Source organism: Chryseobacterium bernardetii (assembly GCF_003815975.1).
Classification (GTDB): domain Bacteria; phylum Bacteroidota; class Bacteroidia; order Flavobacteriales; family Weeksellaceae; genus Chryseobacterium; species Chryseobacterium bernardetii.
Genome location: NZ_CP033932.1, coordinates 4,110,626 through 4,124,834, shown reverse-complemented (window position 1 = coordinate 4,124,834; position 14,209 = coordinate 4,110,626). Strand labels below are relative to the sequence as shown.

Genomic DNA, 14,209 nt, shown 5'->3' with positions numbered 1-14,209 from the left:
GAAAATTTTAGTTTTAGAAACTAGGAAATGATAAATGGTAAATTGTCTTTTCCTTAATTTTTAAAATTTGCGTAATCTGCAAAATCTGCGAGAGATTTTAAAATTTTATTGAAGCTTGAAAAATCTTAGTTTACTACTTTGATTCCACTTGCCAGGAATCTGATTTCTTCCTTAGGCTGTGTAATAGCATCAATCTCAGATTGAGGTTTTTTAGCATCTTCAGCATAATGCTTCTGTTCATCTACGGAGATTACTTTTCTTTCAGCATTTCCTTCCAGAACTACATTTTTACCTTTTAAAGCGGTTGGAACAAAGAAGGCATAGTCTTTCATTTTTACAAAAAACTGTGAGTTGTCATCAGTCTGAATAGTCAGCCAGCATCCCTTTTTCTCACAAACATCAGCTACCTTTCCTTTGATGGCTACATTTTCCAGCTTTTTATTTTCTTTTTTCAGCTTTTTCCCCAGTTTGTCTACTGTAATAGCTTTCGATTCTGTATTGGCAGTAACTCCCGCCCCATAAATGTCGCCTACCAAAGCATTTCCTGCCGGTGGTGAAAATTTCTTTTGTGATGTTTCTTGAGCAAATGCCAGTGTAGAAGCACTTATAGCCACTGCAAATAGAATAGCTTTAAATTTCATGTTTAATATTTTTTCCAAAAATACTAATTAATATTGAATCATAAATTGATAAAAATTGATAATAACCGGATACTTATGTAAAATCTTAATAAAATTCGAAATGAAAGATAGATTTGTTTATATTTGACCCCTATACTTGACTATGCATAAAAAACTGAAACTATGGGATGCCATTATGCTTGTAATGGGATCAATGATTGGAAGCGGAATCTTTATTGTAAGCGCTGATATGATGCGAAATCTGGGCTCTGGTTACTGGCTTATTGTGGTCTGGATCATAACGGGAATCATGACGGTTGCCGCCGCAATAAGTTATGGTGAGCTTTCCGCTTTATTTCCAAAGGCTGGTGGGCAATACACATATCTTAAGGAGATCTTTGGCAGGAAAATGGGGTTTCTTTACGGCTGGGGGCTCTTTACTGTGATACAAACCGGAACAATTGCTGCTGTAGCAATGGCTTTCGGTAAATTTACAGCTTATCTTATACCTTCACTTAATGATGCTGCACCCATTTTCCAGAGTGGGGAGTTTAAAATTACATGGATACAAATTTTAGCTATTGCAATTATTCTCCTGCTTACCTATATCAATACAAGAGGCGTTGAAAGTGGAAAGTTTTTGCAGAATATTTTTACAGGATCTAAAATCATAGCATTATTAGGGCTTATTGCTGCAGGATTTATTTTGGTTGATTTCTCCCATCTCTCTGAAAATTTCAGCCTGGGAATGGATTCTTTTAGTAATCTGAAAAAAGATCTGAGCGGAAACTTCCTGAAAGAAGGCTGGGAACCAATTAGCGGAATGACATTAATGGGCGGTATTGCTGCTGCAATGGTAGGGTCGGTCTTCAGTTCCGTAGCCTGGGAAAGTGTAACGTTTGTCTCAGGTGAAATTGAGAATCCAAAGAAAAATGTTGTAAAATCAATGATTTATGGAACGTCTGCCGTAATGATCTTATATATAGCGGTTAATTTCGTGTATTTAAATGCATTGGACAGAGACAGTATTGCCTTTGCTGCCAACGATAGAGTAGCTGTAGCAGCCTCGCAAAATATTTTTGGTAGTGCAGGAACTATTATTATTGCTTTACTGGTGATGATTTCAACCTTCGGATGTGATAACGGGCTGATCTTAGCAGGAGCAAGAGTTTTCCAAACCATGGCAAAAGACAGAATGTTCTTTAAATCCGCAGAAAAAAACAACAAAAATGAAGTCCCTGAAAATGCATTGTGGATGCAGGGAATCTGGGCCTCTTTATTATGTCTGAGCGGTCAGTACGGAAACCTTTTGGATATGATCTCGTTTGTGATCGTTCTGTTCTATATGATCACTGTTTTCGGGGTTATCTATCTGAGAATTAAGCAGCCTGGTTTGGAAAGACCTTACAAAACATGGCTGTATCCGGTAACTCCAATTATTTACCTGGTGATAGGAACTGTTTTCTGTATCCTTTTATTAATATATAAGCAGCAATATACATGGCCGGGATTTTTACTGGTATTATTGGGACTTCCGGTCTACTATTTCATCAACAGGAGAAAAGAAGATCAATAAAGTAATATAATGCAGATAATGGTTTTAGGGCTCTCAATTCAATTTGAAGGCCCTTTATTTTAAATAAAATTTTAATTTATTGTGGTTATTATTTAACGAAAATGTGTATTTTGGTATTTCGTTTTTATGAAAACGGAACCATGAAGTAAAAAACAAGAAGTTATGGATACACCAAATTACAGAATGCCCTTTGTACCGTCTACACTAATGACAGAAGGGGGAAGTATCGATACCTGTGATATGGGAGAAAGTATTGCACACAATATCATGCTCCTGATCACTACTAAAAAAGGAGAGAACAGATACGATGAAAACTACGGAAATGATGTTTGGAACCTGGAATTCGATAATGGGGTGACCAGTGCTATCTGGGAAAATGTTTTTATTAAAAGCCTCAGAAGACAGATCCAGGAATATGAACCAAGAATTGTACAGCCACAGATCGACGCCCATATCCAATTTGTAGAACACAGTTACGATACCAAAGAACACACTGAAATCAAAAAGAAAGTAAGAATTGCCATCAATGCCAAAATGGAGGAAACAGGAGAACGTTTCAGCTTTTCAACAGAACTGTTCCTGAGCCCAATGTCTATTGATTAATATTTTTAACAGCGAAAAAAATTATGAACCTAGATCAAAATATTTATTCCAAAGAATCTGTAAAAGCAAGAATGCTTCAGAATGCCACTAAAGTATGGGGATTGAAAAGCCCGCAGTCTTTGGATCCGTTTGTAAAACTATTGATTGATGCATTCAGTACAGAAGTTTTTAAAGCGAATAATGAAATACAGACAGTAAATGCCCGGATTCTTGAAAAACTGGCAAAACTTTTAACTCCATCTATTTATACCCATCCTATTCCGGCTCATGCGGTTGCTTTTACACAGCCTTATGATTCAACTGAAGTTCTATTGGAACATACGGAGTTTTTCTTCCGTAAGCAAATGACTTCTACGGTAAAATCGGAATCAGATAAACAAGTGAATATTCCTTTTACACCGGTTGGGAATGTAAGAATCAATAAAGTACACACTTCAGTAATGTTTGTAGGAAATACCTGTTATAGTATTGATGACAGATTTAATAAAATTCCGATTGCAAGATTTAATGGCAGGCCTGAAGATTACAGAAAAATTACAGTAGGAGTTGATGTCAGCAAATATGTCAGCGAATATTTCCCAAAATACATGAGCATATTCTGCTCCAATCCGGCTTTCGAACATCTGGATTTTGTATACAAACTATTACCTTATATTACCGTTTCAAGTAATGGAAATCCTCTGTTTGTAAGAGAAGGATTAAGTTATCTTACAGAAAGTACTCAGGATGGTTATGAGCAGATGTTTAAAGAACAGTCAATCCGAAGCAAGGTGATAGAAGATATTAAAAGTATTTACCGTCATAAGTTTATTGAGATCACCGGACTTTCCAGCAGCCTGTTTTCAGAGCCGGGACAGCTTCCACAAAACCTTGATTTCCTTGCCGGAAAAGAAGAAATTGTAAAATATCTGGATAACAAACGCTATCTATGGCTTACTTTTGAGTTTCCGCCACAATTCTCAGCAGAAATCCTGGATAATTTCTCATTTGTATTAAATGCTTTCCCAATCTATAACAGAGGCTGGAAAAAGACAGAGTACAGTCTTGATATTATGGGAAACAATATCCCTCTGGTAACAGACGAAGGAGAACATTTCCTATATGTAGATGAGGTACAGGATGGAGACGGAAGAAAATATACCGAAATACCATTTACTCCCGCAGATGATCTCAAAAAAGGATTATACACCGTAAGAAAAGGAGGAATGGAACGTTTTACCAGCAGAAATGCTGTAGATATGATTGCAAATGTTCTGGAGCTGACAAGGGATGAAATTGCAGCATTTTCCCTTTTAAACAGAGATAATGTAAAAGGAGTTCTCAGCGAAATGTCAGACAAGATGAAATCTATGGTTCAGAAAGTGAATAATGCCAAGAGGAACATAAGGCAGGAACTGAATTACGTTATTATGGAACCTGTAGAAAAAACAGATCATACCTATGCTTCTTTCTGGATCACCCACTGTACATTGGCCAACCACATGCGTCCGGGAACAGAACTTTCCAACCAGCTAAAGTCTCAGACCGTTGTTTTGCTTACAGAAACATTGGGCGGGGCAGAAGAACAAAAAGGCACAGACAGCATCCAGGCTTATAAATATGCTTTGACCACAAGAGATAAAATTATCTCCCTTGAAGACGTTAAAAACTATTGCCGGATGATCCTGAAAGACGAATTGAGAGAAGTAAGGGTAAAAAGAGGAACAATGATCAGCAACAAACCTAAAGAAGGTTTTGTAAGAACCGTTGAGGTAGAAATTGTTCCGCAGAATTATTCTTTCTATGGAAGAGCATATTGGGAAAATATGGCCAATATTACCAGAAACCAGATCATTGCCAAAGCAATAGATGGGATTGAATATCTGGTGAAAGTAACGAATGAAGACGTAGAGTTCCAGGATATGTAAAAATCAACAGTTAAAATAAAAAATATGAAGAAGATTATTGTACTCGCAATGGCCCTTTCTTTAACTGCTACTGTAGTTAGTTGTAAAAAAGGCGCCGGAAAATTCGGGAGCACAGTTTTGAATATGGGAAGCGAGACAGATGCCAATGCTATTATTGATTTTAATAATAATTTTATTGATTCCTATAAAAGTACATCCAAGCATATTGAAAGGATCTTAAAATATGCAGACGAAGCCGTAGCTAAGTCAAAAGGAGAAAATGTACTGATTATGCCGATTGTGCTGTCTTCAATGGATTATTCCTTTTCAAAGATTAAGGAAGTGCCGTCCGGATTTGATAAAGAGAAGGCTGCTATTGAAAAAGAATTCAGTATTTATAAGGCTAAAAAGGAAAATATAGATAAAAAAATTGAAGAGCTTAAGTCTTACATGACTTCGGAAGACTATAAAGATGATAAAGGAGCAAAAGCAGAAGCCATCAGAAAAGAAATTGAAGCCGATGCGAACGCTTTCTATACTGCCGGAGAAAACATTATAACCAGAATTAAGCCGGCTACAGATGCCGCAGAGGAGATCATATTGAAGGACCATCCGATGAAAGAATATATTATTTCTTCCAAGAACGTAATGAATTCATTGGATTCAGTCATTGATGTTTTAGGAAAGCAGTATTCCGGACAATTTAACGAAGCGGAAGCCCAGAAAAAGTATGACGAATACGCCAAAGCCGTAGAAGCTAATGCTAAACTAAACTTTGACGTGAAAGACCGGCAGTATTCTTATAAAAAATCTCAATTTGAAATTTTTAATAAAAATGCGTCTAACTTTTTAGACCTTTACAGAAAACTGATCAGAGATGCTAAAGAAAAAGGAAAGATTCAGGATAATGATATCCAACAGATTGATTCTTCTTATGAAAGTGTTCTGAGTGCATACAATAGCTTTGTGAAATAATTTTTTGATTCGTTACAATATCAATCAGTTTTAAAATATCAAATGCCGTATTTACTACGGCATTTTTTATATTCAACATCCAAACCAAACTATCATATCAATTTGTCTTATTAATTTTCAGCTAACAGCCAGACCATGCAGGATTTGAGAAGTCAAATCAATACTATCGTATCTGCTTTATAATTTTAAATCCATCCATTGGCTTAGACAAAACCTGTAAATGGTATTTATAAATGGCAATAACATCAGGCAGAAATAAACTTCCATTATGAAAATTTTAACCCGGTTAGAATAAAAAAAAATTCATAAAAATTCCGTATTTTTGCACGTCGTGATTTTCAGGCAAAATCACTCCAAATTATGAGCAAATCAACAGAATATATAGAAGTTTACGGAGCACGTGAACACAATCTAAAGAATATTAATGTTAAGATCCCGCGCAACGAACTGGTAGTAATTACCGGGCTTTCCGGGAGCGGAAAATCTTCACTGGCTTTTGATACAATTTTTGCAGAAGGTCAGCGTCGTTATATAGAAACATTCTCTGCTTACGCCCGTCAGTTTCTGGGTGGATTGGAGCGTCCGGATGTAGATAAAATTGAAGGACTGTCACCCGTTATTGCCATCGAGCAGAAAACAACCAATAAAAACCCCCGTTCTACTGTAGGAACTGTTACAGAGCTGTATGATTTCCTACGTCTTTTGTATGCAAGGGTTTCAGATGCTTATTCATTGTCTACAGGACAGAAACTGGTAAGTTATACCGAAGATCAGATCCTTGATACCATTAAGGAAAACTATAAAGGTGAAAAGATCATGTTACTGGCACCTGTTGTACGCTCAAGAAAAGGACATTACCATGAACTTTTCGTGCAGATGGCTAAAAAAGGCTACGGACAGGCCAGAATTGACGGTGAATTACAGGATATTGAATACGATTTAAAGCTTGACCGTTATAAAACCCACGATATTGATATTGTGATCGACCGTTGGATCATTGGGGAAAACGCTTCAGAAAGCAGAATGGAAAAATCCCTCCGCACTGCAATGGAAATGGGAGAGGGAATCATCGGAATCCAGAAGCTGGGAAGTACGGATATTGAATATTTCTCAAAAAACCTGATGGATGCTGAAACAGGACATTCCTTAGCATTACCGGAGCCGAATACATTTTCGTTCAACTCCCCAAAAGGAAGCTGCCCGAACTGTAAAGGACTGGGAACGATTAAAAAGATCAATACAGATTATTTTATTGATAATCCGAAACTGTCAATCAACCAGGGAGGTTTATTACCATTGGAAGATATCAAATCCAATAAATGGATTCTGGCACAGATCAAGAACATTCTTGAAATCTTCGGATTGGGAATGACAACGCCATTACAGGATATTCCGGAAGAAGCTTTGGACTATATTTATAACGGATGTCACAAGGAATTCAATAAAGATCTGAAATATGCAGGAATCACCAAGAAGATCAAGATTAGCTTCGATGGTTTGATTGCCTTCATGGAAGAAATTATTGATGAAAGAGAATCTTACGAAGCAATTTTACTGGAAAGACATTTCACCACAGAAGAAACATGCCCGGAATGTAACGGAACCCGTCTTCAGCCATCAAGCTTAAGCTTTAAAATTGACGGAAAGAATATTGCTGAGGTTAATGGACTAAGCTTAGCAGATTTAAAAGAATGGCTTGCAGATGTGAAAGATAAATTTTCTGAGAAAAATAAAATCATCGCCCACGAAATATTAAAGGAAATTGAAACCAGACTTCAGTTCCTGTTGGATGTTGGTTTGGATTATCTAAGCTTGAGCAGAAGTTCAAAAACCCTTTCAGGAGGAGAATCACAGAGAATTCGTTTGGCAACACAGATTGGTTCTCAGCTTGTGAACGTTTTGTATATCCTGGATGAACCAAGTATCGGGCTTCATCAGAGAGATAATGAAAGGCTGATCCATTCTTTGAAGAACCTTAGAGATATCGGGAACTCTGTTTTAGTAGTAGAGCATGATAAAGACATGATCCTTGAGGCCGATGAGGTATTGGACATTGGGCCGAGAGCCGGAAAATTCGGTGGAGAAATTCTCTGGCAGGGAAAACCAAAAGATCTTTTAAAAGCAGATACTATCACTGCTCAATATATCAACGGAAAAAGGAAAATTGAAATTCCGGCTGAAAGAAGACCGGGGAGCGGAAAAAATATTGTTCTGAAAGGAGCAACAGGAAACAATCTTAAAAATGTAACGCTGGATATTCCTCTTGGAAAGCTGGTGGTAGTAACAGGAATTTCAGGAAGTGGAAAGTCTTCGCTGATTAACGGAACATTATATCCGATTCTTAACAAACATTTTTACAGAGCCGTTCAGGAGCCTTTACCATACAAAAAGATCGAAGGACTAGATAATATTGATAAAATTGTAGATGTAGACCAAACTCCGATCGGAAGAACACCGCGTTCAAATCCGGCAACGTATACAGGAATGTTTACAGACATCCGAAACCTTTTTGCAGAATTACCGGAAAGTAAAATCCGTGGATACAAACCGGGAAGATTCTCTTTCAACGTAAAAGGCGGTAGATGCGAAACCTGCCAGGGTGGTGGATTAAAAGTGATTGAAATGAACTTCCTTCCGGATGTATACGTTCACTGCGAGACCTGCAACGGAAAACGTTTCAACAGGGAAACCCTTGAAGTTCGTTACAAAGGAAAGTCTATTTCCGATGTACTGGATATGACGATTGATGAAGCAGTAGAATTCTTCCAGCCGATTCCTAAGATCTTTGCTAAAGTAAAAACATTGCAGGACGTAGGTTTAGGGTATATTACACTGGGGCAGCAATCTACAACTCTTTCAGGGGGAGAAGCTCAGCGTATCAAACTGGCCACAGAACTGGCAAAAAGACAAACCGGAAACACCCTTTATATCCTTGATGAACCTACAACAGGATTGCATTTCGAGGATGTAAAAATTCTGATGGATGCTATCAATCAATTGGTTGAGCTAGGAAATTCATTCATTATTATTGAACATAATATGGATGTGATTAAACTGGCAGACCATATCATTGATGTAGGTCCGGAAGGCGGAAAACATGGAGGTCAGATTGTAGCACAGGGAACTCCTGAGGAAATTGTAAAGTCTAAGAAGAGTTTAACCGGGAAGTTTTTGAAGAGGGAATTAGAATAAGAATATAGTAGTCTGAGTATACAAAAGAATTTGCGAAAGCAGATTCTTTTTTTATTTTTATCCATCAAATCCAAGCTAGTTAATCATGAAAAAATATATTGTATCGGCATTGTTTCCCATTCTTTTATCATGCAAAAAAGAGAAAGAAATACCTGCAACTAAAGGAACAGCAGTTCAAAAGAAGGATATTGCTGTAGCAGTTGAACCAGACTTTAAATTCGATAAAAATACTGTTTTCGGAGTATATCAGCTTACCAATAAAGATATAGCAATCTGTATTCCTGTTCAGTTTGGTGATTCTGAGGATCCGTTATCCGGAAAATATGAAAACTTCCTTGTAAAAGATTCCATTCCCTGGATATATGGAAGAGATATGAAGGATTATAAATACTATGATACACTATCTGCAGGACCATTGTACTACAATAAGAGGTTTGAAGATAGCTTTAAAAAAGAAATGAAAGCCTCGTATTTCGTTTATGGAACCAAATCCTCTCAGGAATGTAAAATAAAACGGGTGGTTTTCCAATCTACAGAGTGCGGAAACGATTATATCGCTTACATCCTGAATGTTGATAAGGATATTGTTGGAAACCCACTTATTGCTTCAGAAAAAGAGATTCCTCTGAAATACGGGAATAATTATACAGAGGTCAATAAATCTATCAAAAAATCAGCAGCAAAAGAAAGTACGGAAAACAACTACGGGTTCGGAAATTATAACCCAATCGTTTACGGAAATTATAAAAATCTGTATTTTACTTACTATGATGATTTCAAATGGTATGATAAGAAATCTGGTTCTAATTGTCAGTTTCCCGAAAGAGCAGTTTTTGAATCAGACTCCAAAGGAAAAATAAATTTGCTTTGGAGTTCCGAAATGGACCTTCTTGGATTACCATGTCTTTAAGAATGGGACTTTTTTTAACTTTTAGTAGTATTTTATGTAAAAAAATGGTAAAACTTTGAATGTCAATAGTCTTATCTTTTAAAATCTGTACAATATAATATTTATAGATCTTTTATTTTAGTTAAAAAGTGTGAATAATGAAAAATTTGAGCATGAAATTATAATAATGTATAACAATATTCGTTTTACTTTTACAAAACCATAAAATTAAAGCTATATGAAAAATTTAAAGAAACTGACTAAAGGAGATTTAAAGTCAGTGTACGGAGGAGAACCAAAACAATATTGTACGTATTGCGAATGGGCAAACAAAGTAATTTGCAGCGAAATTCCAATCGTTCAGTGCCCATAAAAAATCAAGCCGCTTTTAAGCGGCTTTTTTTATTCCTTTGTATATTGTATAAAATCTTTCAGGTTTGATGTAAGATCTTTAGAATGGTTAACATTCTTATCAAAGATAATATTATTGATTTTCCAGCCTTTATCTGCTTCAATCAGCTGTATTCTGTCAGTCCATGACACTTTTGGAGACGTCAGATTGTATTCAAACTGAATAAGGGCTTCTGCTGTTTTATCATGTATAGTAATGTTTTTAATGTTGTAACCGGTATACCCTTCATATAAACCTGAAAACATAGCTCCTTCAAAGATCAAAGGCTTCTCATCCGGATGGTCACTGTTTTTCACTTTTTCAATATCAGCTTTTGAAGCATTGATTGCATCTTCCAATGTTTTTTTCAGTTTCGGAGAAAATACTTCATCAGATACAGGTTGGTTGTAAACTGCTTCATTAGGTTTCCCATATTGGCTGTAAAGCGGATCAAGCGCAAAAGTTGGGGACTAGGCAAAAAGTTTAGCTAATCTGAAGATAAAAAAGGTTCTGTCTTTTACTCCTCTGAGCTGCATTCTGAAGTTTTTTATTTTCGCATTGAAAGATTCAGCAGCAGCATTGGTGCTTCTTTGATCAAAGTAGTTGAGAATATTTCTATAATGATTCATTATTGTTTTTCTTAAGGTAGAAAAAGATTTAAACTCTGCTTCTTCCACATTTCTAAACCAATGGGCCAGTTTAGTCATGGCTACAGATTTCGAAATATTCTGGTTATAAATTTTTCTAAGTCCATCAGTCAATTCATATGCCTGTTCCAGATCAGGATACTGGGTAAAAAGGATCGAAGCTCTTTGTTTCTGGGACAGAGTCCATTTCTCACGGCTTTTATATAGTAAATACCTGCTTCTTACCAAGAGCTGTTTCCGGGTATCTCCATTTGCAAAAACTTCTGTTTCAGCTGAGTGACTGTTAAAAGGATTGTTTTCCATTTCAATGGCTTCCCAGCGATGCCTGATCCTGATCTCCTGAAGGGCCTCTATGGACAGCTTCTGAACATGAAAACGATCAATAACCTGTACTGCATCAGGAAAGCAGCGTTGGGCAATACGCTTCATGGAACCCGCCATATCCAATGTAATTTCGTTTACCTTCATCCGAAGTTTTCTGCTGATCTTCAAAAGATGTGTGATGACAAAATCACTCTGGGTACCTTTTATCATAGCAACAATACTTCCTTTTCTCCCTTTTGCTTTTTTGGAGGTAAGAACGGTATAAAGTTCTCCATCAGATAATGCTACTTCGTCTAAAGATAAGGAGGCTGAGACATTTTCAGGGTAAATGATCCAGTCCTCTGCGTGCGGTTTTTGTTCCCAGCTATGATATTCGCTGAGATTATTCTTGTATTGCCTCTGGAAGGTCTTGCCTTTGATCCCGAAAAATTCTGCTATAACTTTTAGGGGAAGAGCTTTAGTGTCTGCTAATTTTTTTTAAGAAGACTGCCAAATCCTTTGTCATCCGTGTGCCTTTCGCTACAAGCTGCCAGTCTCTCTGAAGGATCTCACCGGAGGATTTATCTGTCCATCTCCTTCTTTTAACATGGAGCTTTACGATTTTACCCCGTAATGGATAATCATCTACAATGATTTCAGGTAAAAAGCCCTTGGATTCAAGTCTCCTTTCTTTAAATTCATGGGGAATACTGTTTCTTTCTTCAAAATAAATATGAAGTTCTGCATCATGAGTTTCTGCTTTGAGGATATCAAAGTGCTCTACTAAAAATTCCGGAAGTAATAATTTAAGAAGGTCGTGATCGCTTAACATGATGCAAAGATAAAACTACTTAACATTCCCCCCAACTTTTGAGACTGAGCCTGTAAAGCTGATTTATTTTTTCAGTAATCTGTTGTTTTTCAGCTGATGGTGTTGTTTTATCACAGGCAATACAGCAGAAGATAAAGCTTGCGTAAAGAAAAAGTGGTCGTATCATACTAGTAAAGAATATTTTTTTGAAATTCAAAAGATGTACCAAGTCATTAGTTTCAGTAATACCAAAAAATCAATACATTTGAATAGATAAAAAAATGATGGATTCTATTCTCAATGTTGCGTTGCGTTCCCTTTGCGTGTACCTTTTTATGGTAATCGCTATCCGTTTATTTGGTAAAAACCAGCTTTCCCAGCTCAATGCCGGAGATGTTGTTTTGCTACTGCTGATTTCGAATGCCGTTCAGAATGCAATGGTAGGGCCGGACACTTCACTGCAAGGCGGTATTGTAGCCGCTTTGGTTTTATTTGCTGCCAATTTCATTTTGAAGAGACTGATGTTTTCCAATCGTTCCTTTGAAGCTTTTATGCAGGATGAACCCGTAATTTTAATACGGGACGGTATTGCTGATCAGACTGCTTTAAATCGGGTGAAAATTACTGAAAATGAACTTGAGGAAGCTATAAGAGAACATGGTATTGAAGACATCAGGAATGTTAAACTGTCCGTATTGGAAGTAGATGGCAATATCAGTGTGATCTCTCAGGATGAGAAAAGCAAGCAAACCCATTATGCAAGAATAAAAAGAAAATACAAAAGAAAATACCATTAATCCTATGAATTACGAACTACGAGAAATGCTTCCCAGTGATGAAGCAAGAGTATTGGAAATTTTCAGACAAGGTGTAGAAAGTGGCATTGCTACTCTGGAAACAGAAGTTCCTACTGCAGAAGCATGGAGTATGGAATATTTCAATGACTGCCGCTGGGTGTTGGAGAACGAAAATAATGAAGTGGTAGGATGGTGTGCCATTAAACCGGTAAGCAAAAGAGAGAGCTTCAAAGGAGTGGCAGAAGTAAGTATTTATTTCGATAATGAATATCAGGGAAAGGGATTGGGATCCATATTGCTTAAGAAGATAATTCTGGATAGTGAAGACCATGGGTTCTGGACATTGCAGACCAATATTTTTTCCGAAAATGAAATAGCCATCAAGTCCCATCAGAAAAACGGCTTCAGAATGGTAGGGGTTAGCAAAAAGTTAGGGAAGCTTAACGGGGAATGGAAAGATCTTGTGCTGATGGAAAAGAGAAGTGAGATCATCTGATGGGTAATGAAACTGAAAATTAATTCATTGTAAAGACCAATTTTAAACCTCAAACATTCAGCTTTAAACAATTTGGCCTGAACATTGTTATAGGTCATTCATTAAGTTGGAAAAAGTAGAAATAATGAGAACTATATTTAAGATTACAGGTGCTTTGATCGTAATGTCTATGTTTACATCCTGCGTAGCCTACGATAATGGCGGGTATTACCAGACCAAAAAAATTCCGCCGGGCCAGGCTAAAAAAATATATGGCGGAAGTGCCAAAGATTATGCCCCGGGCCAGGTGAAGAAGAGAAGAGGATACTAAAAAAGATGGTAAAATAGAAATTAGATAAGTATTTTTGGCATTAACCTTGATATATTTCGCTACTAAGTTTGAAAAAGTGAAATAATGAAAAGTATGTTGAAAATTGTAGCAGCAGGGGTAATTGCTATAGCACTATCATCCTGTGTTGTTCATGAAAGAAGAATGCCGCCTGGGCATGCAAAAAGAGTGTATGGAGGAAGTGCAAGATATTATGCACCCGGGCATGTTAAAAAAGTATATATCTATGACGATCGTGGGCATCATCACAGGGGCCATGGTCACAGACATCACAGATAAATAAAAAAGCACTGAAAAACTTCAGTGCTTTTTTGTTTTGTATGTCCCGTCCTGAAATAAATTGATTAACTGTCAAACTATTTGAGGACTCAATATCATTACAGTTTTGATTTTTTAGGATTCAGGAGAGTATCGAAGATCAGTACTTCCTGTCCGAATTGATTTTCAATCCGCTCTGATATATTTTTCAGTTCACTTTCAAGAAAATCATTCCTCAGTTCATCATTATCAAAGACCAACAGAAGGTTATAATTTTTTCCTTCATCAATATAATCACTATGAACTTCAGATAAGATATATTTGTTGACATCCATCAGATTTTCTGTCATTAAAATCAGGGTTTCATCAATATAATTTTCCCATTCTTCCAGATTATTTTTCGTGCAGTGGAAAGTTATACTTAATACGCTCATATT

16 protein-coding genes are annotated in these 14,209 nt (G+C 36.7%); 11 read left to right on the top strand and 5 right to left on the bottom strand.

The genetic code is table 11. The features are described from left to right. Positions 1 to 125: 125 nt before the first annotated feature. Positions 126 to 641, bottom strand: coding sequence for a DUF4920 domain-containing protein (locus EG339_RS18755; protein ID WP_123871442.1), 516 nt, complete (start codon positions 639 to 641; stop codon positions 126 to 128). Between the two features lie 142 nt (positions 642 to 783). Here EG339_RS18755 and EG339_RS18750 point away from each other — a divergent pair, with 142 nt between their 5' ends. The 7 genes from EG339_RS18750 to EG339_RS24855 all read left to right on the top strand — a co-directional run bounded on the left by EG339_RS18750 (position 784) and on the right by EG339_RS24855 (position 10,114). Then, complete coding sequence (locus EG339_RS18750) at positions 784 to 2,196, top strand: APC family permease (protein WP_123871441.1); 1,413 nt, start codon at positions 784 to 786, stop codon at positions 2,194 to 2,196. Between the two features lie 162 nt (positions 2,197 to 2,358). Continuing rightward, positions 2,359 to 2,799, top strand: a complete 441-nt coding sequence (locus tag EG339_RS18745; RefSeq protein WP_115925850.1) for a GPW/gp25 family protein — start codon at positions 2,359 to 2,361, stop codon at positions 2,797 to 2,799. A gap of 23 nt (positions 2,800 to 2,822) precedes the next feature. After that, on the top strand, positions 2,823 to 4,706 hold the full coding sequence (locus EG339_RS18740; protein ID WP_123871440.1) for a type VI secretion system baseplate subunit TssF: 1,884 nt from the start codon (positions 2,823 to 2,825) through the stop codon (positions 4,704 to 4,706). 24 nt (positions 4,707 to 4,730) lie between these two features. Beyond that, the gene (locus EG339_RS18735) at positions 4,731 to 5,660 is read left to right on the top strand and encodes a DUF3829 domain-containing protein (protein WP_123871439.1); all 930 of its coding nucleotides are present in this window, start codon (positions 4,731 to 4,733) and stop codon (positions 5,658 to 5,660) included. A gap of 360 nt (positions 5,661 to 6,020) precedes the next feature. Further along, the gene (gene uvrA / locus EG339_RS18730; RefSeq protein ID WP_123871438.1) at positions 6,021 to 8,852 is read left to right on the top strand and encodes an excinuclease ABC subunit UvrA; all 2,832 of its coding nucleotides are present in this window, start codon (positions 6,021 to 6,023) and stop codon (positions 8,850 to 8,852) included. 85 nt (positions 8,853 to 8,937) lie between these two features. Beyond that, complete coding sequence (locus EG339_RS18725; protein WP_123871437.1) at positions 8,938 to 9,762, top strand: hypothetical protein; 825 nt, start codon at positions 8,938 to 8,940, stop codon at positions 9,760 to 9,762. A 217-nt stretch (positions 9,763 to 9,979) separates the two neighbouring features. Further along, the gene (locus EG339_RS24855) at positions 9,980 to 10,114 is read left to right on the top strand and encodes a bacteriocin-like protein (RefSeq protein WP_123871436.1); all 135 of its coding nucleotides are present in this window, start codon (positions 9,980 to 9,982) and stop codon (positions 10,112 to 10,114) included. Positions 10,115 to 10,143: 29 nt separating this feature from the next. Here the strand turns inward: EG339_RS24855 and EG339_RS18715 are convergent, their stop codons facing one another. The 3 genes from EG339_RS18715 to EG339_RS18705 form a co-directional block, all read right to left on the bottom strand. Continuing rightward, a complete protein-coding gene (locus EG339_RS18715; protein WP_123871435.1) occupies positions 10,144 to 10,491 on the bottom strand; it encodes a hypothetical protein in 348 nt (115 codons plus the stop codon). A gap of 111 nt (positions 10,492 to 10,602) precedes the next feature. Continuing rightward, entirely contained in the window at positions 10,603 to 11,523 is a 921-nt protein-coding gene (locus EG339_RS18710; RefSeq protein WP_228459750.1) for an ISAon1 family transposase, read from the bottom strand. A 37-nt stretch (positions 11,524 to 11,560) separates the two neighbouring features. Continuing rightward, a complete protein-coding gene (locus tag EG339_RS18705) occupies positions 11,561 to 11,914 on the bottom strand; it encodes an ISAon1 family transposase N-terminal region protein (RefSeq protein ID WP_123869105.1) in 354 nt (117 codons plus the stop codon). 263 nt (positions 11,915 to 12,177) lie between these two features. Here EG339_RS18705 and EG339_RS18700 point away from each other — a divergent pair, with 263 nt between their 5' ends. The 4 genes from EG339_RS18700 (at position 12,178) to EG339_RS18685 (ending at position 13,793) form a co-directional block, all read left to right on the top strand. Continuing rightward, complete coding sequence (locus EG339_RS18700) at positions 12,178 to 12,690, top strand: DUF421 domain-containing protein (protein ID WP_123872724.1); 513 nt, start codon at positions 12,178 to 12,180, stop codon at positions 12,688 to 12,690. 4 nt (positions 12,691 to 12,694) lie between these two features. After that, the gene (locus tag EG339_RS18695; RefSeq protein ID WP_123871434.1) at positions 12,695 to 13,186 is read left to right on the top strand and encodes a GNAT family N-acetyltransferase; all 492 of its coding nucleotides are present in this window, start codon (positions 12,695 to 12,697) and stop codon (positions 13,184 to 13,186) included. A gap of 163 nt (positions 13,187 to 13,349) precedes the next feature. After that, positions 13,350 to 13,496 (top strand): quinol oxidase subunit 4, encoded by a 147-nt coding sequence (locus tag EG339_RS18690; protein ID WP_225719201.1) that lies wholly within the window; start codon positions 13,350 to 13,352, stop codon positions 13,494 to 13,496. Between the two features lie 84 nt (positions 13,497 to 13,580). Then, positions 13,581 to 13,793, top strand: coding sequence for a hypothetical protein (locus tag EG339_RS18685; RefSeq protein ID WP_123871432.1), 213 nt, complete (start codon positions 13,581 to 13,583; stop codon positions 13,791 to 13,793). Between the two features lie 98 nt (positions 13,794 to 13,891). On the opposite strand, the gene EG339_RS18680 is transcribed toward EG339_RS18685, so the two are convergent. Continuing rightward, the gene (locus tag EG339_RS18680) at positions 13,892 to 14,206 is read right to left on the bottom strand and encodes a DUF4286 family protein (RefSeq protein ID WP_123871431.1); all 315 of its coding nucleotides are present in this window, start codon (positions 14,204 to 14,206) and stop codon (positions 13,892 to 13,894) included. Positions 14,207 to 14,209: the final 3 nt, after the last annotated feature.